Genomic DNA, 21,339 nt, shown 5'->3' with positions numbered 1-21,339 from the left:
CTCCTTATGCTGCTTCTGGAAAAAGGAATTTTTCTGCTGGATGAGCGTATGGGAATCATTTCTTTTTTCGTTCTGCTGCTGCCGCTCTTCTGCATGATCCGTTGGCCGGATCAGCCGTTCCTGCTGTATATCGGCTTTTGCGTGATGCTGATCGGGAAGTTCGTTTATGCGCTTACGGCGACTCCCTTGGCGGGGCCCGACGAAAATCATTATTACGAGCAGGTCGTCACGTACCTGGGACTGGGTGATTTTCTGAACTACGCCTTCGAGCATATTTCGACCTATCTGTTCAATTCGTCGGCCTACCCGATTTTCGGGCTGATGTATATGCCGTTCTTTAAATTTCTCGACGTGTCCGATCCGCTTGTCATTATCACGTACAATTCGGTTATGCTGATCTGGATCGCTTATCTGGTTTATGCGCTGAACCGGTCGTTTTTCGGCTATGAGCAGGCAAACCGCCGCTTGTATGAAGGCTGGATCATTCTGGGGCTGTTCGTCAGCCCGTCGTTCATGATGATGACTTCGCTCTTCGCAAAAGACGTCACCTGCGTGGCGCTCGGCCTGTACTGCACGCACTTGCTCCTGAAGCGGAAGTACGTAGTTTTCCTGCTCGTGATGCTGTATGCAACCGGCCTGCGCGACTATGCCATCGTGTACACGCTGTGCTTTTATCTGCTGTTTACGAAAAGATTCAAAACCGCTGTCGCCATGCTGGTCGTATCGGCCGGAGTGCTCGCCGTCAAAATCGGCGGACTGGGCATCGTCAATGCGGTATTGCTGACGGCTTTCCTGTTCCTGAGCCCCAATCCCGTTAATCTGGAAAATTGGGAGACGAACGTGATGTACCGTTCCATGGAAGCCGTCGCGATGCTCGTGGCGCTTGCTTTTGCGGTGCTGATGTTTATCCGGTATAAAGAGACGAGGGCGTTTTACGGAATTGTCGTGGTGCTGCTCTTCGCTTATGCCTGCACGCTGGTGCTCGTCGGCTATATGACCGTAACGGGCCGGGATCTTGAATACGGCGTCGGCACGATCGGGGACAACATGGTGCGCAAGAAGCTGCCCATTCTGCCCCTGCTGTATATGTTTCAGGCTTACACGGCAGGCTGGACGCTGAAATGGCTGAAGTCTATCCGAGACAAAAGGAGAGGAATCCATGAGAGGCCGAGACCGGTTTCACAAATTCAAAACGGTGCTGGACATCGTCATCCGCATTCTCCGTCTCTTCCCGAGGCCGGCGCTTAAGTACGCCTGGACGCTGACCGATCTTCTGCCGGACACGGCGGGAGTGGCGATGCGGTACTGTCTGCTGAAGTGTCTGGCGCTGAGCTGCGGAGACAACGTCTTCGTCGGCCGGTCGGTGGAGATCAAATACTGGGAGCGCCTGCGGATCGGCAGCAATGTCAGCATCCACAAGCAGTGCTACCTGGACGCGTGCGGCGAGCTTCAGATCGACGATGAAGTGTCCATCGCGCACCAGAGTTCGCTGATTTCCTTCCAGCACAGCTGGGAGGACGAGTCTCTGCCCATCCGCGACAATCCGGTCGTCTGTTCCAAAATCCATATCCACCGGGATGTCTGGATCGGCTGCGGATGCAGGATCTTGGCGGGCGCGAGTATCGGAAGCCGTTCTATCGTCGCTGCGGGTGCCGTCGTAACGAGACCGGTTCCCTCCATGACAGTAGCGGCGGGCGTGCCGGCCAAAATCATTAAGTCAATCAGAAAAGAGGGTCACTATGAACGTTCTGTGGGCACATGATCATACGTTTTACTTTACGGATTCGGGGAAATTTTACTCAAGCGGCAAGCTGCCTTACGCCGTATGGGAGAGGTATCTTTCCGTATTCGACTCTCTCACGGTCGTGTCCCGGGGCAAGAGAATGACCTCCGCCCATGAAATGGAGAAGAAAAGCTTGTCGAGCGGAGCGGGCGTCAATTTTATCGTCCTGCCGTCCCTCAGCAATCCCGTTAATAAAATTACGAAAAAAGGCTATGTCGAGCGCGTACTGACGGAAGCGGTCATGAAAGCGGACGCGGTGATCGCCCGGCTGCCGAGCGAAATCGGCTCCGAAGCGATCGCCATCGCGAAGAAGCTCGGCAAACCGTTTGCGGTCGAGGTCGTTGCCTGCGCCTGGGACGGTTTGTGGAACTACGGGAGCGTGCAGGGCAAGCTGTACGCGCCGATCGCCACGTGGAAAACGAAGTCCGACGTCAAGGAAGCTCCCTACGCGATCTATGTGACGGAACAATTTTTGCAGAAAAGGTACCCGTGCCCGAGCGGCCGTACGCAATCGTGCTCGAACGTCGAGCTCCCCGAGATGGGCGAGGGCGTGCTGCAAAGAAGGCTGGAGCGGATCCGCAGCATGAAAACGCCGGTCACGATCGGTTTGATCGGTTCGTTGAACGGCAAAACTAAGGGCATCGACACCGCTCTGAACGCGCTGGCCCGGATCAAAGGCCAGCTGCCCCCGTTCAAGTTCCGCATTCTCGGGGACGGAGACAAGTCGCGGTGGATCGCGATGGCGGGCAGCCTGGGGCTGCAGGAGAACGTCCAGTTCGACGGCGTCCTTCCGAGCGGCAGCGCGGTGTTCGGCTGGCTGGACGGCGTGGATATCTACATCCAGCCGAGCTTTCAGGAAGGACTTCCACGAGCCACGATCGAAGCGATGGGAAGGGGCTGTCCCGTTATCGGCTCGACGGCCGGGGGAATTCCCGAGCTTCTCGACCCGGGCTGCCTGTTCAAGCCGGGCCAAGACAAACAGCTTGCGGCTCTGCTTACGGGTACGGTCATCAACCGGGACTGGATGCTGGAGCAGGCAAGCCGGAATTTTGCCAAAGCGGCTAATTTCACCAAGACGAAGCTGGACCGCGACCGCAGCGAGTTCTGGCAGTCTTTTCATCAATATGTAAGCAGGGGAGTGTAGGCAGTGTCTATTCTGATCACCGGATCGGCCGGTTTTATCGGCTATCATTTGGCTTTAAGGCTGCTGGAAAGCGGGGCGGAGGTAGTCGGTTACGACAATCTCAACGATTACTATGCCGTAACGCTCAAACAAGACAGGCTGAAGCAGCTTCAAAATTACCCGAATTATCATCATTATACGGCTGATTTATGCGACCACGAGCAGCTTAACCGGGTATTCGGGGAGCATAACATCCGGGTGGCCGTCAATCTTGCCGCTCAAGCGGGCGTGAGGTACAGCCTCCAGAACCCGAGGGCTTACGCCGATTCGAACCTGACCGGATTTCTGAACGTCCTGGAAGCGTGCCGGACCTACAAAATCGAACATCTCATCTACGCGTCCTCCAGCTCCGTGTACGGCGCCAATACCAAAATGCCGTTCTCGACGGACGACCCGGTCGACCATCCCGTCAGCCTGTACGCGGCTACCAAAAAAGCGAACGAGCTGATGGCTCATTCATACAGCCACCTGTACGGGATACCGGTGACGGGGCTGCGCTTCTTTACGGTATACGGACCGTGGGGACGCCCGGATATGGCGTATTTCTCTTTTACCCGCAACATTCTCGAAGGCAAGCCCATTCAAGTGTTTAATGAAGGCAAAATGCGGCGGGACTTTACGTATATCGACGACATCGTCGAGGGCATCGTGAGGCTGCTCGACCGCCCGCCCGTGCCGAACAAGGACTGGGACCGGGAAAATCCAGACCCGAGTACAAGCTATGCGCCTTATAAAGTGTACAACATCGGCAACAATTCGCCGGTTGAGCTCATGACGTTTATCCGGACGCTGGAAGAGAGCCTGGGCACGAGGGCGGATATCGAGTTCAAGCCCATGCAGCCGGGAGACGTCAAGGCGACTTTCGCGGACATCGACGCTCTGCAGAGAGATGTCGGATTCCGCCCGTCGACGCCCATTTCGGAAGGGCTCCGGAAGTTCGCCGACTGGTATGTCGGGTATTACGGGGCCGGTTCTTAAAGCAAACGCATCTAAGTCGGAAAGGGGAGGCTTCGCTTGAGCAAAATCGCCCATATTTGTACGTCGGCTATCTCTCACAAAATTTTGGCGGACAAAATGTCCGTCCTGCAGCGGGCCGGGCATGAAGTCCACCTGATTTCATCCCCGGAAGGCTACGATGAGCAGGCGATGAAGAACAGCGGACTCAAACTGAAATTCGTGCAGATGAACCGTAAAATACGTCCGGTGGAAGATGTGCGGTCGATCCTCCGGATGAGACGGCTGATCAAGCGCGAAGGCTATGATATCGTCCATACCCATACGGCCAAGGCGGGAATTATCGGACGAGCCGCCGCCTGGCTGGCCCGCACTCCGGTCATTATGCACACGAGCCACGGCCTTCCGTTCTATGAAGGCCAGTCCAAGACGGCTTATACGATTTACCGGACACTTGAAAAAATCGGCACCTACTTCTGCGACGCGCTTGCTTCCCAGAACCGGGAAGACATGTCGAAGCTTCAGTCGCTGAACGCGGGCAAGATCGTCTATTACGAAGGCAACGGCGTCGATCTGGACAAGCTGGACAAGGCGGCGGGCAAAATCGGCCGGGAAGAACTGGAAACGTTAAAGGCGACCTACGGTGTCCCGCAAAACAAGACCGTTCTGCTCATGGGAGCGAGAATGGAGCCGGTGAAGGATCATCACTTTCTGCTGGACGCGCTTGCCCTGCTCAAAAGCCAGGGAATTACGGATTTCGTTTGTCTGCTGGCCGGCAGAGGACCGCTGGAAAAGCAGATTCTCGAACGGATCGCCGAGCTCGGTCTGCAAAAGGAAGTGCTGCTGATCGGGCACCGTTCCGACCTGTACGCCTTTCTGAAAATGGCCGACATCGTCGTCCTGACTTCCGAGAAAGAAGGAATTCCTCGTTTTCTGATGGAAGCGATGGCTTTTTCCAAACCCGTGGTCGCAAGCGATGTGCTCGGTACGCGGGAGCTGGTCCGGCATGAAGATACGGGCCTGCTCGTTCCTTACAAAAATACGGGGGCGCTCGCCAAAGCGTTCCGGATACTCATCGAGAACAAAGCGTACGGCATCATGCTGGGCCAGGGCGGACGGCGCAGAATCGAGCGGGAATTTACCGAACAGATCGTCGTCAAGCGGCTGGAAACGATGTACACAGAGCTTCGCGCGGGAAAAAAGGAAAAGAGCCGCATCGGAAGATGGCTCGGGCATACCGTCCTGCGTACGGCGGATCTTGCCATCGCACTGCCTCTCGTGCTTTTGCTGCTTCCGGTCTACGCGGTCGTCGGGCTTCTTGTCCGGATGAAGCTGGGGTCCCCGGTGCTGTTCAAGCAGAAAAGACCGGGGCGTTTCGGCCAGCCGTTTTACGTCTACAAGTACCGGACGATGACCGACAAGAGAGATTCATCCGGAAATCTCCTTCCGGACGAAGTCAGGCTAACCGCATTCGGCAAACTGCTGCGCAAGCTCAGCCTGGACGAAATTCCGCAGCTTTTGAACGTGATCAAGGGCGATATGAGCCTGGTCGGCCCACGTCCGCTGCTGATGGAGTATATGGACCTGTATACCGATGAGCAGAAGCGGCGCCACTGGGTACGTCCGGGGATTACCGGGTGGGCGCAGGTGAACGGGCGCAACGCGATCTCATGGGAAGACAAGTTCAGACTCGACGTGTGGTACGTCGACAACCGCTCCTTCCGCCTTTACGTCAAAATTCTTCTGCTAACCGCCGTTAAAGTGGTCCGCAGGGAAGGCGTGTCGCAGGAAGGACAGGCCACGACGACCAAGTACACCGGAAGCGCCGCCTCCGGTATCGGAAGCCCGTCGTGAGCAGGCTTCTCCTGATCGGCGACGGGGGCCACGCCAAAGTCGTGCGCGACATCGCGCGGGCCGGCGGGCGCTACGAGCTGGCCGCCTTGCTTGATGACCGCTACACGGCTCCGGCCGCCGGAGCGGACGGCCTGCTCCGCGGACCGGTAGCGCTGGCCGCCCGCATGCTCGCGGAAGACGAAGACCTGCGCGTCTTCGTCGCCATCGGCGGCTGCGCGGTCCGCCGCAGAGTCGCCGAATCGCTCGGCGCACAGCCCGGCCGCTTCGCGCTGCTGATCCATCCCCGCGCCGTCGTGAGCGGGGACGCAAGCCTGGCGCCCGGCACCGCCGTGATGCCGGGCGCGGTCGTCAACGCGGGGGCCCGGATCGGCGCCCACGCGATCGTCAACACCGGCGCCGTCGTGGAGCACGACTGCGTGATCGGCGACTACGCGCATGTGTCGCCGAACGCGGCCCTGGCGGGCGGTGTCACCGTGGGCGCCGGGGCGCACATCGGCATCGGCGCCTCCGTGATCCAGGGCCTCGCCGTCGGCGAGTGGAGCACGCTGGGCGCCGGAGCCGTGGCCGTGCGCGATATCCCCGCCGGATGTACGGCGGCGGGCGTGCCTGCCCGGGTAATCCGGCAGGGCTGAGCGGCTGAGGGGACTGAACGCCGCGGAAGGCCGCAGCGCGCACCGGGATCATCCGCGCGCGTTGTACCGACCCGTCCGAGGCGGGGCAATGGGGCGGCGATGCCGCTTCGCGGCTGCCGAGCGAGCTGTCCGGCAGCCGGAAGGTTTGCGGGCGACCGGTGACATGCCGCACCGCACCGTATTCCTGCACCGGGAACTGAGCTGAGATGAGCTGTTCCCGGTGCGACGGGGTTTAGCGCAATCATTCCAATTTCGTTTCATATATCGTGTCCCGCGCGCGCTGAAAGAACGGGCGGCTAAACCGTCCGAAACATACAGATGAACACGGAACACCCATACTCCATTTCAATGAATGACCGGATCAATCAAAAGGAGGATCGAATATGGCTGCTCAACTTCAAACTCATGCTTCACCTTCCCGCGCCGCACGGCTGCAAACAAGTGCCGTTCCCGGAACGGCGGATGGTCTGCCGGGAACCGGCCGGAGCCGTATTCTCCTGTCTCCTCCGCATATCGGTGAGGAAGAGCAGAAGTTCGTCCGCGAAGCGTTCGAGACGAACTGGATCGCTCCGCTCGGACCGAACGTGGACGCGTTCGAAGCCGAGCTGGCGGCTTACACCGGCTCGAAGGGAGCCGTGGCCCTCAGCTCCGGTACTGCCGGTATTCATCAGGCGCTGCGCCTTCTGGGCGTGGGCCCGGGCGACCGCGTCCTGTGTTCTTCGCTCACGTTCGTCGCCAGCGTCAATCCCATCATGTACCAGGGCGCGGAGCCTGTGCTGATCGACTCGGACGAAGCGACCTGGAACATGTCGCCGGCCGCCTTGGAGCGGGCTCTCGCCGAGTCGAAGCGGGAAGGGCGCCTGCCCAAAGCGGCGGTGGTCGTCAATCTCTACGGCCAGAGCGCGGACATGGTGCCGCTCCTGGAACTGCTCGACGCCTACGGCGTTCCCGTTGTCGAGGATGCGGCAGAGTCGCTTGGGGCGACCTGTTCCGGCCGGTCGAGCGGAACGCTCGGACGTTTCGGCGTCTACTCGTTCAACGGCAACAAGATCATTACGACCTCCGGCGGAGGAATGCTGGTGTCGGACGATCTGGAAGCCTTGGAGAAAGCCCGTTTCTGGGCAACGCAGGCGAGGGATCAGGCTCCCCATTACCAGCACAGCGAGGTCGGCTATAACTACCGGCTGAGCAACATTCTCGCCGGTGTCGGGCGCGGGCAGCTGCGTGTGCTGGATGAGCGCGTGAACGCCCGCCGGGCCGTGTTCGACCGGTACCGCGAGGCGCTTGGCGGCATCGAAGGCGTCTCGTTTATGCCCGAGGCCCCATACGGGCGCTCCACGCGCTGGCTTACCGCGCTGACGGTCGATCCGGCCGCTGCCGGCATCGGAACGGAACAGCTTATCGCGCGCCTGGCGGCCGAGAACGTGGAGTCCCGGCCGGTATGGAAGCCGATGCACCGCCAGCCGCTGTACGGCAAGTGCGCCTACTACCCGCACGAAGAGGAAGCAAGCGTGTCCGACCGCTTGTTCGAACAAGGTTTGTGCCTGCCTTCCGGATCGAGTCTCAGCGAATCGGATCAGGATTTTGTCATCGGCCTTCTGCTTCATGCTTTGAACGCTTAGAGCGACCCGCAGTTAACGACCATAAGGAGGAATGAATCATGAAAGTGCGTAAAGCGATAATTCCGGCGGCAGGTCTCGGTACCCGGTTTCTGCCAGCTACGAAAGCCCAACCGAAGGAAATGCTCCCGATCGTGGACAAACCGACGATCCAATACATTATCGAGGAAGCCATTTCGTCCGGCATCGAAGATATTCTGATTATCAGCGGACGGGGCAAGCGCGCGATTGAAGATCATTTCGACAAGTCGTTCGAACTGGAAGAAACCCTGGACAAGAAGGGCAAACACGGAGAACTTAAACAAATTCAGGCCATTTCCGACATGGCGAATATTCATTATATCCGGCAAAAAGAACCGAAAGGTCTCGGTCACGCCATCTGGTGCGCCCGCAGCTTCGTCGGCAACGAGCCGTTCGCCGTTCTGCTCGGCGACGATATCGTACAGTCCGAGGAGCCCTGCCTGAAGCAGCTGCTCCGCATTCATTCCCGTTACTCCTCGTCCGTCGTGGGCGTGCAGCGGGTCAGCGACGAGGATGTTTCCAAGTACGGCGTGATCGCGCCGAGAGGCTCCTCCATCGAGCCGGATGTCTTTTTCCTGGAAACACTCGTGGAAAAGCCTTCGCGCAAAGCGGCTCCTTCCAATTATGCGATTATGGGACGCTATGTGCTGACTCCGGAAATTTTCGAAATTCTGGAAAACCAGGCTCCGGGAGCGGGCGGCGAAATCCAGACTGACGGACGCGATCCGCAGCCTGAACGAGCAGAAGCCGGTTGTCGCCTACAACTTCTCGGGCGTCCGTTACGATGTCGGAGACAAATTCGGCTTTATCAAGGCCACCCTGGATTTCGCTCTTCAGCGCGAGGATTTACAGCAGGATTTGCTGGGCTACATTCAATCGGTTCACGAGCAGCATGCTGCGCTTCACAATCCTATCAGTAAGGTGGCGAAGTAGAATGGAAAAAATTACTGTAGTCGGCAGTGGTTATGTAGGGCTTGTTTCCGGAACTTGTTTCTCTGAAATCGGCAACCGGGTTATCTGCTGCGACGTCGATCCGTTCAAAATCGCGATGCTGCGCAAAGGCGAAATTCCGATTTACGAGCCGGGTCTCAAAGAGCTGGTGAAGAAAAACGTCGATGCCGACCGTCTGTTTTTTACTTCCGAAATCGGCGACGCCATCGAGGCGTCGGACATCATTTACATCGCGGTCGGTACGCCGATGGGTGAAAACGGCGAAGCCGATATGCGCTATGTGCACGAGGTTGCCCGTACGATCGGCCAGCATTTGAACAGCTACAAAATTATCGTGAACAAAAGCACGGTTCCCGTCGGAACCGGGGAGCAGGTCCGGCAGATTATTATGGAAAACCGGAAAAACCGGTTCGTCCAGTTCGACGTCGTTTCCAATCCCGAGTTTTTACGTGAAGGGTCTGCCATCGAGGACTGCATGAATATGGAACGTGCCGTTATCGGCGCCACGAGCGACAAGGCGGCCAAGCGGATCGCCGATCTTCACGCCCCTTTCCGCACCCGCATCTTCCAGACGAATCTGGAGAGCGCGGAAATGATCAAATATGCGGCCAACGCTTTTCTGGCCACCAAGATTTCTTTTATCAACGGGATCGCCAACGTCTGCGAACGTGTCGGCGCCGACGTCACTTCGGTTGCGGCTGGTATGGGTCTGGACAGCCGGATCGGCGCTAAATTCCTGCAGGCGGGCATCGGCTATGGGGGAAGCTGCTTCCCCAAAGACACCTTCGCGCTTTCTTATATCGCCGAAGAAGCGGGTTTCGATTTCTCTCTGCTGAAATCGGTTATCGCTGCGAACGACGAACAGCGGTTCGTCGTCGTGGACAAATTAAAGCAGGCGCTCGGCTGCCTGGAGGGCAAAAAGATCGGCGTTCTCGGACTGGCCTTCAAGCCGAACACGGACGATATGCGCTACGCCCCGTCCTTGACGATTATTCCGGAACTGGTCCGGCTCGGCGCCTCCGTGCGTGCCTACGATCCGATCGCGATGCAGGCCGCGCGAAATCAGATCGCCGAGTATTACGAAGATTTCGAGGCGCTTGAAGAAGCATTGGAAGGCTGCGATGCCTGCCTCATTTTGACGGAATGGAGCGAGATCGTCGAAATGGATCTGGCCCGTGTGAAACAACTGCTGACGGCTCCGATTATCGTGGACGGGCGCAACTGTTTCTCTGTCCGGGAGATGAAGGAACGGGAGTTCGTCTATTATTCCGTCGGGCGCCCCGCCGTCACAACCGGAAGCGCAAGTGCCAGTGCGGCCAAAACCGTCTCACTCTAAGCTTTTGTGGATTTGCCTGTATTGCTGTGGACGCTGCTCGTCTTCCATTGGTCTCATTAATCGTTTCGCGAGCAGAGCATGCAGCCTTTATTGCATAAACTTTTCACAAAGGAGGAGATTCATGATTATTTCCCGCAGGTGACGGTGCGCTATCATCATACGATTATCCGGGCGCAGTCCGATCCGATGCGATTCATCGAATTTATTTTCCGTAAAACAGCCCATCTGGTTGTTTATGCCGTACTTGCCGCACTTGCGTACCGGGCTCTTTCTCTTATGGGAAACGGGCGCGGAAAGCGGCTGCTCTTTTCCTTGTTGTATGTCATCTTGATCGCAACGGGCGATGAATGGGTTCAATCGGCTGCAGCAATGCGTACCAGCGCAATACAGGATGTTATCTTGGATACGGCCGGAGGCTTGGCGGGACTTGCGGCAGCCGTGTGGGCGGTGCCGGAGGGGATTCGGTTTTGGCGGGCAAGCAACCGGATTAAAAGGCGGGAGGCCGGAAGATGAACAAACGACGCCGCTTGTTCCTTTGGCTGGGGACAGGCATCCTTTTAGCGGGAATGGCGGTAAGTTTTGCCGCTGACATGATTTCGGATGAGATAATCCGGACGGCGGCCTCCGCCGGCTTAGGTCGGGAGGACGCCGAAGCGGCCGCGCCGGGCAGAGAAGCGCCCGAGAGCCGCACGGATTCGGATGGCGGGGTGCCGGCTTCGCCCGGTACGGCCGCGCAGGACGTCTCCCGCCCGCAGGAAGCTTTCCCGGGCGTGAAAGCCGTGCCGGGCAGCGGGGAAGCTCCCGCATCTGCGGTGCCGTCCGCCAAGCCGTCCCCGGGTGAGGCAGAGCGCCGAACGTCCGGACCGGCGGAGGCCGGAAGCGGGAGCGGAAGCGCGAAGACCCGCTCCCAAGATCCGGCAGCCATACCGGCGGACCGGGCCGAGCGTGTAAGCGGGGAGATTTCCTGGGCGGAGCGGATGAAAATTACATCTGTGCTGCTGAAACGGCTGCAGGCAAGCGACATCAAGCAGCTAAGCCTCCTGATGCAGAACGGCGTGTCACGTGAGGAAAAGAAAAAGGCGAAAGCGATTATTCTGGCCAAACTGAGCGAAGACGAGTATAACGAGCTGATCGCCATTGCGGGCAAATACGGCTTAAGCAAAGGCAAGTCGTACCGGCAATCCGTTAACGAGTAAGCTCCGGTTTCGGCAGAACGCACGCCAAGAGGAGAGTGTAAGTGTGAAAAAGTTAAATAAAGCGCTCGTGGCCGCACTGCTGCTGACCCTGTTATCCCCGGCTTTCCAGCCGGGACAGGCAAATGCGCAAGCGGCGGTCAACCAGAATGCCCGTGCGAGTTTCGACCAGTTCGCCAATAACGTGTGGGGCTTCCTGAATGAATACCTGCTCCCGATTCTTACGGGCGCCAATCAGAAGTTCCCTATCCCTAAACCGGAGCCTAAGCCTGTCCCGACACCGGTTCCGACGCCTGTCCCGACACCAGTTCCAACACCGGTCCCAACACCGGTTCCGGATTCCGGTAACGGGAAAGGGCAGAATAACGGAAACGGCCAAGACAAAGGTCCGGACAAGGATACCGACAAAGGCAGCCAGACCGGCGGCAACGGCCAAGATAAAGGAAACAACGGAAACAACGGAAACAACGGAAACAACGGAAACAATGGAAACAACGGCCAAGGGAATGGCCAAGGCAACGGTAATAATGGCAATAACGGTAACGACAACAATGGCAACAACGGCAACGGCCAAGGCAACAATGGCAATGGTAACAATGGCAATGGCAATGGTAACAACGGCAACGGTCAAGGTAACGGTAACGGCGGCAAGGACCGTGACGACCGGTACGACTCCATCAACAAAGAAACGATTCAGAAGCTGAATGCGCTGAAATCGGCGTGCCAGCGTGATCTCGTTTCTTACGCGATCCAGTTTTCACAGGCGAGGACAACGCATCAGAAATCCACTCTTTATAAGGAAGCTTCCGAGCGCTTCGCCCAGTGCGTGTCCGATTTCAGGGATATTGTGGGCAGTGCCCGGAATACGCTTCAGAATGAAGGATTCAGCACCGACATTATCAACGAGTATCAACGCGAGTACGATATTCAGATGGAGACGGGCCGCATGCTGCTTGATACCATTGTGAAGTAAAAAAGTACGGCCGGTGACGCATCCAGCGTTGCCGGTTTTTTCCGTCTTTTTTCGCAAACCTTCTATTATTAATAGACGTCCAGAAGAAACCCGAGATAGGCCAAAAAAAGCACGAACAAAAGAAAAACATCCAGGCCGTTGGGAAAGATCAGCGTGCGGACAAACTGAATACAGATGAGCGGGAAAAGCACGCCCCGAACGGTGTACCGGGTTTTCCACCACCATTTTTGCATGAGTATCCCCCTCCGATAATAAAAATTTCCGCTACCAGTTTATGCGGGCGCCTTCATGGATATGATGGGTAATAGCCTTTTCGCATTGAAAAGATTGACGTTTTTAGTCCGTTTGGTTTATCATAAAGTGTAATTTAACGGTTTGCTTTACAAACATTTTTCATTACGTTGAATCGACGTGGATGGGGAGTAGTAGACGGCGAGCCCTTCAGAGAGTGGAATTGCAGCGCTGGAAGGTTCCACAGGGAAACGAACGGCCGTACGAAGTCGCCCCGGAGTTGTTTGCGTGAGCACTCATCCGCTTTAAGGCGGGAAAGTGTAGCGTGAACCGGCCCGCACCGTTATATGCGTCTCAAGTGTCACGTTTCGCTCGTATCGGGAGCAGGCGTGAAATGAAGGTGGTACCACGGAAGCACATCCTTTCGTCCTTTGCGGCGAAGGGATTTTTTTGTTAGCTGGAACAGCTGCGCAAGGTACTTGAATGGAGGAAATGGACTATGGCAGAAACAAGCGATAAAAACTCGGTATCCATGCCGACAACCTACGATCCCTCGCAAAGCGAGAAAAAATGGTACGACTACTGGATTTCTAACGGATATTTCCGTGCAGGACAACGTCCGGACGCGGAAACCTATACGATTGTAATCCCGCCGCCGAACGTAACGGGAATGCTGCACCTGGGCCATGCGCTCGATTTTACGCTGCAGGATATTCTGGTGCGCACGAAGCGGATGCAGGGCTATGACGCGCTCTGGCTTCCGGGCTCCGACCACGCGGGTATCGCCACACAGACCAAGGTGGAGCAGAAACTGCGCGAAGAAGGGCTTTCCCGCTACGACCTCGGACGTGAGAAATTCCTGGAGAAAGTGTGGGAATGGAAAGACCTGTATGCGGAAACCATCCGCGAGCAATGGGCGAAAATGGGCTTTTCCCTCGATTATTCCCGTGAACGGTTTACGCTCGACGAAGGCTTGTCCAAAGCCGTGCGCGAAGTTTTCGTGAGCTTGTACAACAAAGGTCTTATTTACCGCGGAAAATATATTATCAACTGGGACCCGAAAGCGCGGACCGCTTTGTCCGACATCGAGGTCGAATACAAAGAAATCCAGGGCAATCTGTATCATCTCGTTTATCCGCTCAAAGACGGCAGCGGCTCCATTACGGTAGCGACTACCCGTCCGGAAACGATGCTGGGCGATACGGCCGTTGCCGTTCATCCGGAAGACGAGCGCTACAAGCATATGATCGGAAAAATGCTCGTGCTGCCGGTGGTCGGCCGTGAAATTCCGGTGATCGCCGACGAGTACGTCGAGAAAGATTTCGGAAGCGGCGCGGTTAAAATCACACCGGCGCACGATCCGAACGACTTCGAAGTAGGCAAGCGCCACGACCTGCCGCAAATTCTCGTGATGGACGAATCTGGCACGATGAATGCGAACGCGGGCCCTTACCAGGGACTGGACCGTGCGGACTGCCGCAAGAAAATCGTCGCCGACCTGCAGGAGCAGGGGGTCCTCGTCAAAATCGAGGAACACGTGCATCAAGTCGGACACAGCGAGCGCAGCGGCGCCGTTGTAGAGCCTTACTTGTCCACACAGTGGTTCGTGAAAATGCAGCCGCTTGCCGAGCGCGCCATTGAAGCGCAGAAGAACGGCACCGGCGTCAACTTCGTTCCGGACCGCTTCGAGAAGATCTACCTGCAGTGGATCGAAAATGTACGCGACTGGTGCATTTCCCGCCAGCTCTGGTGGGGACACCGCATACCGGCCTGGTACTGCGCGGACTGCGGCGAGGTGACCGTCGCTCAGCAGGACGCTCATGCCTGCGGGCACTGCGGAAGCGAGAATATCCGCCAGGACGAGGATGTTCTGGACACCTGGTTCTCCTCCGCGCTGTGGCCGTTCTCGACACTCGGCTGGCCGGAGCAGACTGAAGATTTGCAGCGTTACTATCCGACGAATGTGCTTGTAACCGGTTATGACATTATTTACTTCTGGGTCGCCCGCATGATTTTCAGCGGCCTGGAATTTACGGATCAGGTTCCGTTTAAAGACGTACTGCTGCACGGCCTCATCCGCGACTCGGAAGGCCGCAAAATGTCCAAATCGCTGGGCAACGGCGTCGATCCTCTGGAAATTATCGAAAAATACGGCGCGGATGCGATGCGGTATATGCTTTCGACTTCGAGCACGCCGGGACAGGATCTGCGCTTCCGTATCGAACGCGTGGAGCAGACGCGCAACTTCGCGAACAAGATCTGGAACGCTTCGCGTTTCGCGCTGATGAATCTCGAAGGCTTCACGGCCGCGGACATCGATCTGAGCGGCAAGCTTGGAACGGCCGACCGCTGGATTCTGCACCGTTTGAACGAAACGGCCCGCGATGTGACCCGGCTGATCGACCAATACGAATTCGGCGAAACCGGCCGTCTGCTGTATAACTTCATTTGGGACGATCTGTGCGACTGGTACATCGAGTTCAGCAAACTCTCTCTGTACGGGGAGGACGAAGCGGCCAAGAAAACGACGAAATCGGTGCTGGCCTATGTACTTGACCGGACGCAGCGCCTGATTCACCCGTTCATGCCGTTCATCTCGGAAGAGATCTGGCAGCATCTGCCGCACGAAGGCGATACGATTACGCTTGCCGCCTGGCCGGTGTACGACGCGCAGTTCGAAGCGCCGGAAGCGGTGCGCGAAATGGAGCTGCTCATGGACATTATCCGCTCCGTGCGCAACATCCGTGCGGAAGTGAACGTTCCGATGAGCAAGAAAATCGAGCTGCTCGTCAAGCCTTCCGGCCAGGATGTGGAGACGATTCTTGCCCGCAACGAAGAGTATCTCCGCCGTTTCTGCAGCACTTCGGAGCTGAGCATTTCCGCAGGCTTGGCGTCGCCCGATAAGGCGATGACGGCTGTCGTGACGGGAGCGGAGCTTTTCCTGCCGCTCGCGGGACTTATCGACATTGCCCAGGAAGTGGCCCGTCTGGAGAAGGAAATGCAGACGCTCATCGGGGAAGTGACCCGGATCGAGAAGAAGCTTTCCAATGAAGGCTTCATCGCCAAAGCTCCGGCCAAAGTCATTGAAGAAGAAAAAGCGAAAATGGCCGACTACGCGGACAAGCGCGACAAAGTCGTTGCCCGTCTGGCCGAATTGAAAGCCTAAGCCTGCATTATATCGCGGTGCACCCGTCCGGTTGGCGGGGAGCACCGCGATTCACATCAATCAAAGGGATGATAGTCATGGAACAACATACAGAAGCAGCTTCCCCGTTCAAGACTTACACCGAAGCAGTGAACTGGATTACCGGTCTCGTGCCGGTCGGCATCAAACCCGGACTCAAACGAATGGACCTGCTGATGGAGAAATTCGGTCATCCTCACCGGAGACTGAAGTTTATACACGTCGGCGGCACGAACGGCAAAGGCTCGACCTGCGCCTTCCTGACGAAAGTTCTTGTCCGCAGCGGATACGATGTCGGAACCTTTACGTCCCCATATCTCGAAAAGTTTACGAACCGTATACAGTATAACGGTCAAGATATTGAAGAAGAGGCTCTGCTGCTTCTGGCGAACCGGCTGAAACCGATCGCCGACGAACTGGCGGAGACCGAGCTGGGTTCCCCGACCATGTTCGAAATTTGCACGGCGCTGGCGCTTTTGTATTTCGGCACGGTCACGTTCCCGGATTATGTCGTATTGGAAGTAGGGCTCGGCGGCCGGCTTGACTGCACCAACATCGTTTCGCCGGTCATTTCCGTTATCACAAATATCGGCCACGATCATATGGACATTCTCGGCGATACACTGGAACAGGTGGCGCTTGAGAAAGCAGGCATCATTAAGCCCGGCGTGCCTCTGGTCACGACCGTAGAACAGCCCGAGCTTGCGGAACTGTTTATCCGGGATGCGAAGAGCAAACGGACGACCGTCTATCTCCTCGGCAAGCAGTTTACTTACGAGCCCGTTTCGACGGAGCTGGACGGCCAGAAGCTGAACTTCACGGGGCCGTTCCGTTCGATCGAGAACGTGCCGGTTTCCCTCAACGGGGCGCACCAGCTGAAAAATGCCGCCGCAGCGTTAATGACGCTCGAAGTCCTGCGCCAGTATAACGCGCTTATCGTGGACGACGAAGATCTTTTCGCCGCCATGAGCGAAACGCAGTGGCCCGGCCGCCTTGAGATGGTTTCCGGCAATCCGCGGATTCTGCTGGACGGAGCCCATAATCCCGAAGGGGCGCAGACACTGGCCGCCGCTTTGAAAGACACGTATTCCTACAAGAAACTTCATTTGATGGCCGGCATGTTGTCCACGAAGAATCAACCCGGCTATTTCAGGCATATACTACCAATGGTGGATACGCTTATCCTTACGGAACCGGATTTTCATAAAAAAGAAAGTGCGTCCCGTCTGGCCGACCGGGCCCGGGAGACCCTCCGGGAACTGGACGTGAACCGGGATATCGATATCGTGGTGGAACCGGATTGGAAGAAAGCCCTGGAACAATTGAAGCAGCGAACGGGACAGGATGATCTGGCGGTCGTATCCGGCACGCTCTACTTGATTTCCGATGTTCGTTCTTGGCTCTTATACACGACCGACTCTGAAAAAGGATGGTGAGAACGACATTGAATACCCCAGAACACGTACATTTTATCGGCATCGGCGGCTACGGTATGAGTGCGATCGCCAAAGTAATGCTGGAAATGGGTTACCAGGTGTCCGGCTCCGATCTGGCCCAGCAGGAACTGACGGAAAAGCTGAGGGCCAAAGGCGCCCGCGTCTATATCGGGCATGAAGCCCGGAACGTGGACGGAGCGGACCTCGTAGTCTACTCCACGGCGTTGTCCAAGGACAATGTGGAAATGGTCGCGGCCGGAGAGCAGAACATTCCGGTCATTCACCGCTCGCAAATGCTTGCGAGATTGATGAATGAGCGCAAAGGGATCGCGGTCGCCGGAGCGCACGGCAAAACGACGACGTCTTCCATGATCGCGCTTGTGATGGAACGCTGCGGAACCGATCCGACGTATATCATCGGCGGCGAAATCATGAACATCGGTTCGAATGCCAAAGCGGGCAAAGGCGACTACGTAGTGGCCGAAGCCGACGAGAGCGACGGCACTTTCCTGCAGTATCATCCGACGCTGGCGCTCGTGAATAATATCGAGGCGGATCATCTTGAAAACTATGACGGAGATTTCGAGAATCTGAAAAAAGCCTATGCCCAGTTTCTCAGCCAGGTGAGAGAAGACGGCAAGGCGATCATCTGTCTCGATGACGAATATTTGCGGGGCATGCTTCCGCAGATCAAAAGCGAGACCCTTACTTACGCCATTGACCGGGACGCCGACTATGTGGCGACGGATATCGAGCTGGGCGACCGGAAAGTATCCTTCAACGTCCGCCGCGGCGGCGAAACGCTCGGCAAGGTGCGCTTGTCGGTTCCGGGCCGGCACAACGTATACAATGCGATGGCGACGCTGATCACGTGTCTGGAAGCGGGCCTTACCTTCGAACAGATCGCCGGGGCGATCGAGGAGTTCCGCGGCGCCAAACGGAGGTTTCAGGTGCTGGGCGAAGTGAACGACATTCTCGTAATCGACGATTACGCCCATCATCCTACGGAAATCGAAGCGACGATCTCGGCGGCCAAGGCCACCGGCAAGCATCTTATCGCGGTGTTCCAGCCCCAGCGCTATACGCGTACGTTTTACTTATTCGAACAGTTCAGCCATGCTTTCAAAGAGGCGGACGAGGTGCTGATCACCGACATCTACTCGCCGGCCGGCGAGAAACAGATCGAAGGCATCAGCTCCGAGAAGCTCGTCGAACTGATCCGCAAGAACAGCAATCCGAATGTCACCTACATTCCGACCCGCGGCGAAGCGGAAGTCTATTTGACGGACCGCGTTAAACCGGGCGACCTCGTCATCACGATGGGAGCCGGAGACATCTGGAAAACGGCGGACGGTCTCGCGAAAACGCTTCGCGCCCGCTATGAGGCGAACTGAGAACTCTTTTTGCAGTACAATGGAAATATGCGGCACGCCCGCAGTACGAAACCTTCCGCAGCACTCGCTGACGGGAGGTTTTTTGTTGAGGGGAAAGCAGACATTTCGGGCAGGGGGCAGGCCGATTAGTAAGTTCGTCCGCTCGTAAAAAGGAGAAGGGCCGCTTGATTTTTCCGCCGCAACTAACGGCATTTTATCCAAAACGGCGTGAGGCGCATCGCGGACTTGAAAGTCTACTTGCTAGTCTTTCTCATTTTCGCCAGTTCCGCAAAATCGTTTGTGATCCCTATTAATTCCTGTGTTTCGGTTTTTACCAGAATGTAGGTGGGGAACGACGTGATCTTAAACGTTTCCAGAGGCGGGTTGTAAGAAATGATATTAATTCGCGCCCCATTCAGCTGTTCCAACTGTTCCTTCGTTAAATCCGCGTGGGGATTGAATACGTACAAAGTCGTGGACGGTTTGGAGCCCGGGTTTGCCGTAAAAACGATAAAGCCCAAGACAGCGAGTATACTTGCAAGCAGCAAAGTTTTTCTTGTATCGCCAAGCGTCACAATTGGGTTACCTCCGTTATTGTGGTCTGCATACGTATACCTTATACCAACTTTTGGGAAATCTCCAGTCTAGTAAAATTTCCGAGGCCCGGACATATTTTGCCGTTCCCGTTCATAGGCTGATAGCAGAACGCGGATAAGGAGATGGGCCCTATGAATAAAGCGAGAATTTCTTATCGTATAGACGGAAACGACCGGACAAACCGTAAGGAAGATAAATCGGGCGGCAAAATTATTCCCTTAACGAGAGAAGAGTTTTCGGTATCGGAAACGCTTTGGAGAGACGCGGAGGCGGATCGGGCGAAAAGAAACCGGCAAAATCGTAAGGAACCGGAAGGGACAACGGCGCACCCCGAAGAGCTGAATGAGTATACGGCCGATTTCGGTACGTGGCAGAGTCCTTATGATGCCGAAACGGAACGGATCGCCAATCTTATCCGGGAAGCGGAACCGGGTTACCGGGGAGATTCCGGTTATTTTGAAAGCACGATCAACGAACGCTTCAGAGAAGAAAAAGAAAGAAGGCGGGAATACGGGGATTTGGACCGGACCGCGTTCGGGGAACGCAGAGACGAAGATGCCGGGAGGGGGAGAAGGGACTTTGAGGGTCCTTCCGGACAGGCAGACGATTATACGGATTACCGGTTTACGGAAGAACCGGCAGCAGAGCGAGCCCATGAGGATGAACGGGGACGCCGGGAGCGCTACCCCCTACCGTCCAACCTGGGCTGGCCGGAGGATCCCATCGGCTTTATCGATCACGGGACGGCTTCCTTGCCGGGCTATAACAGCCTGTATGCTCCACAAGAAGACGAGCGGGAAGATGACCGTCAAGCCCGTTCCGCACCCGGCGGTGTGCCGGTGCCGGATACGAGGGAGAGAAGGAGCGCCGGGGAGAGGGACTACTATGAACGGCAGCTTGCGGAATCGCCCCCTTCCTCTTCCGGGCGGAACCGGAGCGGGAACCGAAACCGGGAAGAGTCCGCCTACTATGAAGACGAGCCGCCGGCGTACCGCAGGGAGCCTGTCTATGAGGATCCGTACAACCGTCTTCATTGGGAGGAACCCCAAAAATCGGGCGTACGCGTTTCCCGGACCGGTAGGGGAGGCTTACTGCGCATCGCCACGTCGGTGGCGGGAGCGATGGTAACCGGGGCGGCCTTCGGCTATTTTGTCCTTTCCATGTTCTCGGGCGGCGCGGAAAAGCCGATCACGATCGACGCGGGTCCCGCCGCGACCGCCCAGGCCCAGCCGAGTCCCGGTACGGTCACGCCGCTCAAGCCGGATGCCTCCTCACCGGCCGCTTCCGCACCGGCGGCCTCCGCGCCTGCCGCCGTCTCGCCGGCCGGCGGGCCGACTGCGGCGGCGTCCATCCCGGCGCGCTCCTACACCGTGCTGCAGAACGGCATCTTCAGCACGCCGCAGAGCGCGGAGACCGCCCGCTCCGACGCGCGGGGCAAAGGCGCCGCGGCGGTAGCGGAACCCGGCACGAAGACGACGGTATACGTCGGATTGGCCGGGAGCAAGGAGGACGCCGCGAAGCTGAAAACCGCCCTTGCCGCCAAGAAAATCGAAGTCTTCGCGAAGCCGCTCGATCTTCCCGCTGTCGGCAAGGTGTACTGGAAGAGCGGCAGCGCCCAGCCGCTCGCGGATTATCTCGCGCAGGGCGCGAAGGTCGCCGGCACGGCCGGCAACCTGTCCGCCGCGAAGATGGCGGAGGCTGCGCCGGGCGCGCTCGACGCGGCCGCGCTGCAGCCGCTCGACGCCGCCGCCAAGGCGTGGGCGGCCCTGCAGCCGGCGGTAGCCGCGGGAATCCCCGACGCGGCCAAGCCGCAGATCGAGGAGATGAACGCGGCTCTCGCCAAGGCGGTGGCAAAGCTCGGCGAGTACGGCAAATCGCCGTCCGCCCCGCTTCTGGCCGAAGCCCAGGAGGCGCTGATGCGGTACGTCTTCGCCGAGAAGCGTCTGATGCAGCAGCTCACGGCCGCATCGGCGTAGGCTCAAGCCGCAACTCCATACACACAAAAACACGGCCTGCGAA

General features: G+C 57.3%; 17 protein-coding genes and 2 pseudogenes. 17 read left to right on the top strand and 2 right to left on the bottom strand.

Going from position 1 to position 21,339, the window contains the following annotated elements:
• Positions 1 to 6 precede the first annotated feature (6 nt).
• The 13 genes and pseudogenes from ABC395_RS19590 to ABC395_RS19530 all read left to right on the top strand — a co-directional run bounded on the left by ABC395_RS19590 (position 7) and on the right by ABC395_RS19530 (position 12,499).
• Complete coding sequence (locus tag ABC395_RS19590) at positions 7 to 1,248, top strand: hypothetical protein (protein WP_413005591.1); 1,242 nt, start codon at positions 7 to 9, stop codon at positions 1,246 to 1,248.
• The gene (locus ABC395_RS19585) at positions 1,160 to 1,762 is read left to right on the top strand and encodes an acyltransferase (RefSeq protein ID WP_405082195.1); all 603 of its coding nucleotides are present in this window, start codon (positions 1,160 to 1,162) and stop codon (positions 1,760 to 1,762) included. Before ABC395_RS19590 ends, ABC395_RS19585 begins: the two co-directional genes overlap by 89 nt.
• Positions 1,740 to 2,927: a glycosyltransferase gene (locus ABC395_RS19580; protein WP_413005590.1), complete on the top strand. Its 1,188-nt coding sequence runs from the start codon at positions 1,740 to 1,742 to the stop codon at positions 2,925 to 2,927. Before ABC395_RS19585 ends, ABC395_RS19580 begins: the two co-directional genes overlap by 23 nt.
• Before the next feature lie 3 nt (positions 2,928 to 2,930).
• Entirely contained in the window at positions 2,931 to 3,944 is a 1,014-nt protein-coding gene (locus ABC395_RS19575) for an NAD-dependent epimerase (RefSeq protein WP_413005589.1), read from the top strand.
• 96 nt (positions 3,945 to 4,040) lie between these two features.
• Positions 4,041 to 4,970, top strand: a pseudogene (locus tag ABC395_RS19570) (glycosyltransferase family 4 protein); the annotation flags it as partial.
• 123 nt (positions 4,971 to 5,093) lie between these two features.
• Positions 5,094 to 5,774, top strand: a complete 681-nt coding sequence (locus ABC395_RS19565) for a sugar transferase (protein WP_413006773.1) — start codon at positions 5,094 to 5,096, stop codon at positions 5,772 to 5,774.
• Entirely contained in the window at positions 5,771 to 6,406 is a 636-nt protein-coding gene (locus ABC395_RS19560) for an acetyltransferase (RefSeq protein WP_413005588.1), read from the top strand. Before ABC395_RS19565 ends, ABC395_RS19560 begins: the two co-directional genes overlap by 4 nt.
• Positions 6,407 to 6,789: 383 nt before the next feature.
• The gene (locus ABC395_RS19555; RefSeq protein WP_413005587.1) at positions 6,790 to 8,028 is read left to right on the top strand and encodes a DegT/DnrJ/EryC1/StrS family aminotransferase; all 1,239 of its coding nucleotides are present in this window, start codon (positions 6,790 to 6,792) and stop codon (positions 8,026 to 8,028) included.
• Positions 8,029 to 8,066: 38 nt separating this feature from the next.
• Positions 8,067 to 8,979 (top strand): annotated as a pseudogene (gene galU, locus ABC395_RS19550) (UTP--glucose-1-phosphate uridylyltransferase GalU).
• A gap of 1 nt (position 8,980) precedes the next feature.
• Positions 8,981 to 10,333: a UDP-glucose 6-dehydrogenase TuaD gene (tuaD, locus tag ABC395_RS19545; protein WP_413005586.1), complete on the top strand. Its 1,353-nt coding sequence runs from the start codon at positions 8,981 to 8,983 to the stop codon at positions 10,331 to 10,333.
• Between the two features lie 78 nt (positions 10,334 to 10,411).
• On the top strand, positions 10,412 to 10,846 hold the full coding sequence (locus ABC395_RS19540) for a VanZ family protein (protein ID WP_413005585.1): 435 nt from the start codon (positions 10,412 to 10,414) through the stop codon (positions 10,844 to 10,846).
• The gene (locus tag ABC395_RS19535; protein ID WP_413005584.1) at positions 10,843 to 11,529 is read left to right on the top strand and encodes a hypothetical protein; all 687 of its coding nucleotides are present in this window, start codon (positions 10,843 to 10,845) and stop codon (positions 11,527 to 11,529) included. Before ABC395_RS19540 ends, ABC395_RS19535 begins: the two co-directional genes overlap by 4 nt.
• A gap of 43 nt (positions 11,530 to 11,572) precedes the next feature.
• Positions 11,573 to 12,499 carry a hypothetical protein gene (locus ABC395_RS19530; RefSeq protein ID WP_413005583.1) on the top strand — a complete coding sequence of 309 codons (927 nt, stop codon included), beginning with the start codon at positions 11,573 to 11,575 and terminating at the stop codon, positions 12,497 to 12,499.
• Positions 12,500 to 12,567: 68 nt separating this feature from the next.
• On the opposite strand, the gene ABC395_RS19525 is transcribed toward ABC395_RS19530, so the two are convergent.
• Positions 12,568 to 12,732, bottom strand: coding sequence for a hypothetical protein (locus ABC395_RS19525; RefSeq protein ID WP_181024400.1), 165 nt, complete (start codon positions 12,730 to 12,732; stop codon positions 12,568 to 12,570).
• Positions 12,733 to 13,229: 497 nt separating this feature from the next.
• Between ABC395_RS19525 and ABC395_RS19520 the strand changes: the two genes are divergently transcribed.
• The 3 genes from ABC395_RS19520 (at position 13,230) to murC (ending at position 18,744) form a co-directional block, all read left to right on the top strand.
• Complete coding sequence (locus tag ABC395_RS19520; protein ID WP_413005582.1) at positions 13,230 to 15,896, top strand: valine--tRNA ligase; 2,667 nt, start codon at positions 13,230 to 13,232, stop codon at positions 15,894 to 15,896.
• A gap of 77 nt (positions 15,897 to 15,973) precedes the next feature.
• Positions 15,974 to 17,350, top strand: a complete 1,377-nt coding sequence (locus ABC395_RS19515) for a bifunctional folylpolyglutamate synthase/dihydrofolate synthase (protein ID WP_413005581.1) — start codon at positions 15,974 to 15,976, stop codon at positions 17,348 to 17,350.
• Between the two features lie 8 nt (positions 17,351 to 17,358).
• Positions 17,359 to 18,744: a UDP-N-acetylmuramate--L-alanine ligase gene (gene murC, locus ABC395_RS19510; RefSeq protein WP_413005580.1), complete on the top strand. Its 1,386-nt coding sequence runs from the start codon at positions 17,359 to 17,361 to the stop codon at positions 18,742 to 18,744.
• Positions 18,745 to 18,977: 233 nt separating this feature from the next.
• Here the strand turns inward: murC and ABC395_RS19505 are convergent, their stop codons facing one another.
• Positions 18,978 to 19,298, bottom strand: a complete 321-nt coding sequence (locus ABC395_RS19505) for a hypothetical protein (protein ID WP_413005579.1) — start codon at positions 19,296 to 19,298, stop codon at positions 18,978 to 18,980.
• Positions 19,299 to 19,451: 153 nt separating this feature from the next.
• On the opposite strand from ABC395_RS19505, the gene ABC395_RS19500 reads away from it, so the two are divergent.
• The gene (locus tag ABC395_RS19500) at positions 19,452 to 21,296 is read left to right on the top strand and encodes an SPOR domain-containing protein (protein ID WP_413005578.1); all 1,845 of its coding nucleotides are present in this window, start codon (positions 19,452 to 19,454) and stop codon (positions 21,294 to 21,296) included.
• The last annotated feature ends 43 nt before the right edge of the window (positions 21,297 to 21,339 follow it).

The organism is Paenibacillus canaveralius (assembly GCF_047238265.1).
Classification (GTDB): domain Bacteria; phylum Bacillota; class Bacilli; order Paenibacillales; family NBRC-103111; genus Paenibacillus_F.
Note: the sequence above shows the minus strand (reverse complement) of the source record. Positions and strands in the feature narration are given on the sequence as shown.

What these genes read in the sequence shown, in the direction of transcription:
- ABC395_RS19590 (WP_413005591.1), top strand. Translation starts at nt 7, where the DNA reads ATGCTGCTTCTGGAAAAAGGAATTTTTCTGCTGGATGAGCGTATGGGA.
- ABC395_RS19585 (WP_405082195.1), top strand. Translation starts at nt 1,160, where the DNA reads ATGAGAGGCCGAGACCGGTTTCACAAATTCAAAACGGTGCTGGACATC.
- ABC395_RS19580 (WP_413005590.1), top strand. Translation starts at nt 1,740, where the DNA reads ATGAACGTTCTGTGGGCACATGATCATACGTTTTACTTTACGGATTCG.
- ABC395_RS19565 (WP_413006773.1), top strand. Translation starts at nt 5,094, where the DNA reads ATGTACACAGAGCTTCGCGCGGGAAAAAAGGAAAAGAGCCGCATCGGA.
- ABC395_RS19555 (WP_413005587.1), top strand. Translation starts at nt 6,790, where the DNA reads ATGGCTGCTCAACTTCAAACTCATGCTTCACCTTCCCGCGCCGCACGG.
- tuaD (WP_413005586.1), top strand. Translation starts at nt 8,981, where the DNA reads ATGGAAAAAATTACTGTAGTCGGCAGTGGTTATGTAGGGCTTGTTTCC.
- ABC395_RS19540 (WP_413005585.1), top strand. Translation starts at nt 10,412, where the DNA reads ATGCAGCCTTTATTGCATAAACTTTTCACAAAGGAGGAGATTCATGAT.
- ABC395_RS19535 (WP_413005584.1), top strand. Translation starts at nt 10,843, where the DNA reads ATGAACAAACGACGCCGCTTGTTCCTTTGGCTGGGGACAGGCATCCTT.
- ABC395_RS19525 (WP_181024400.1), bottom strand. Translation starts at nt 12,732, where the DNA reads ATGCAAAAATGGTGGTGGAAAACCCGGTACACCGTTCGGGGCGTGCTT.
- ABC395_RS19520 (WP_413005582.1), top strand. Translation starts at nt 13,230, where the DNA reads ATGGCAGAAACAAGCGATAAAAACTCGGTATCCATGCCGACAACCTAC.
- ABC395_RS19515 (WP_413005581.1), top strand. Translation starts at nt 15,974, where the DNA reads ATGGAACAACATACAGAAGCAGCTTCCCCGTTCAAGACTTACACCGAA.
- ABC395_RS19500 (WP_413005578.1), top strand. Translation starts at nt 19,452, where the DNA reads ATGAATAAAGCGAGAATTTCTTATCGTATAGACGGAAACGACCGGACA.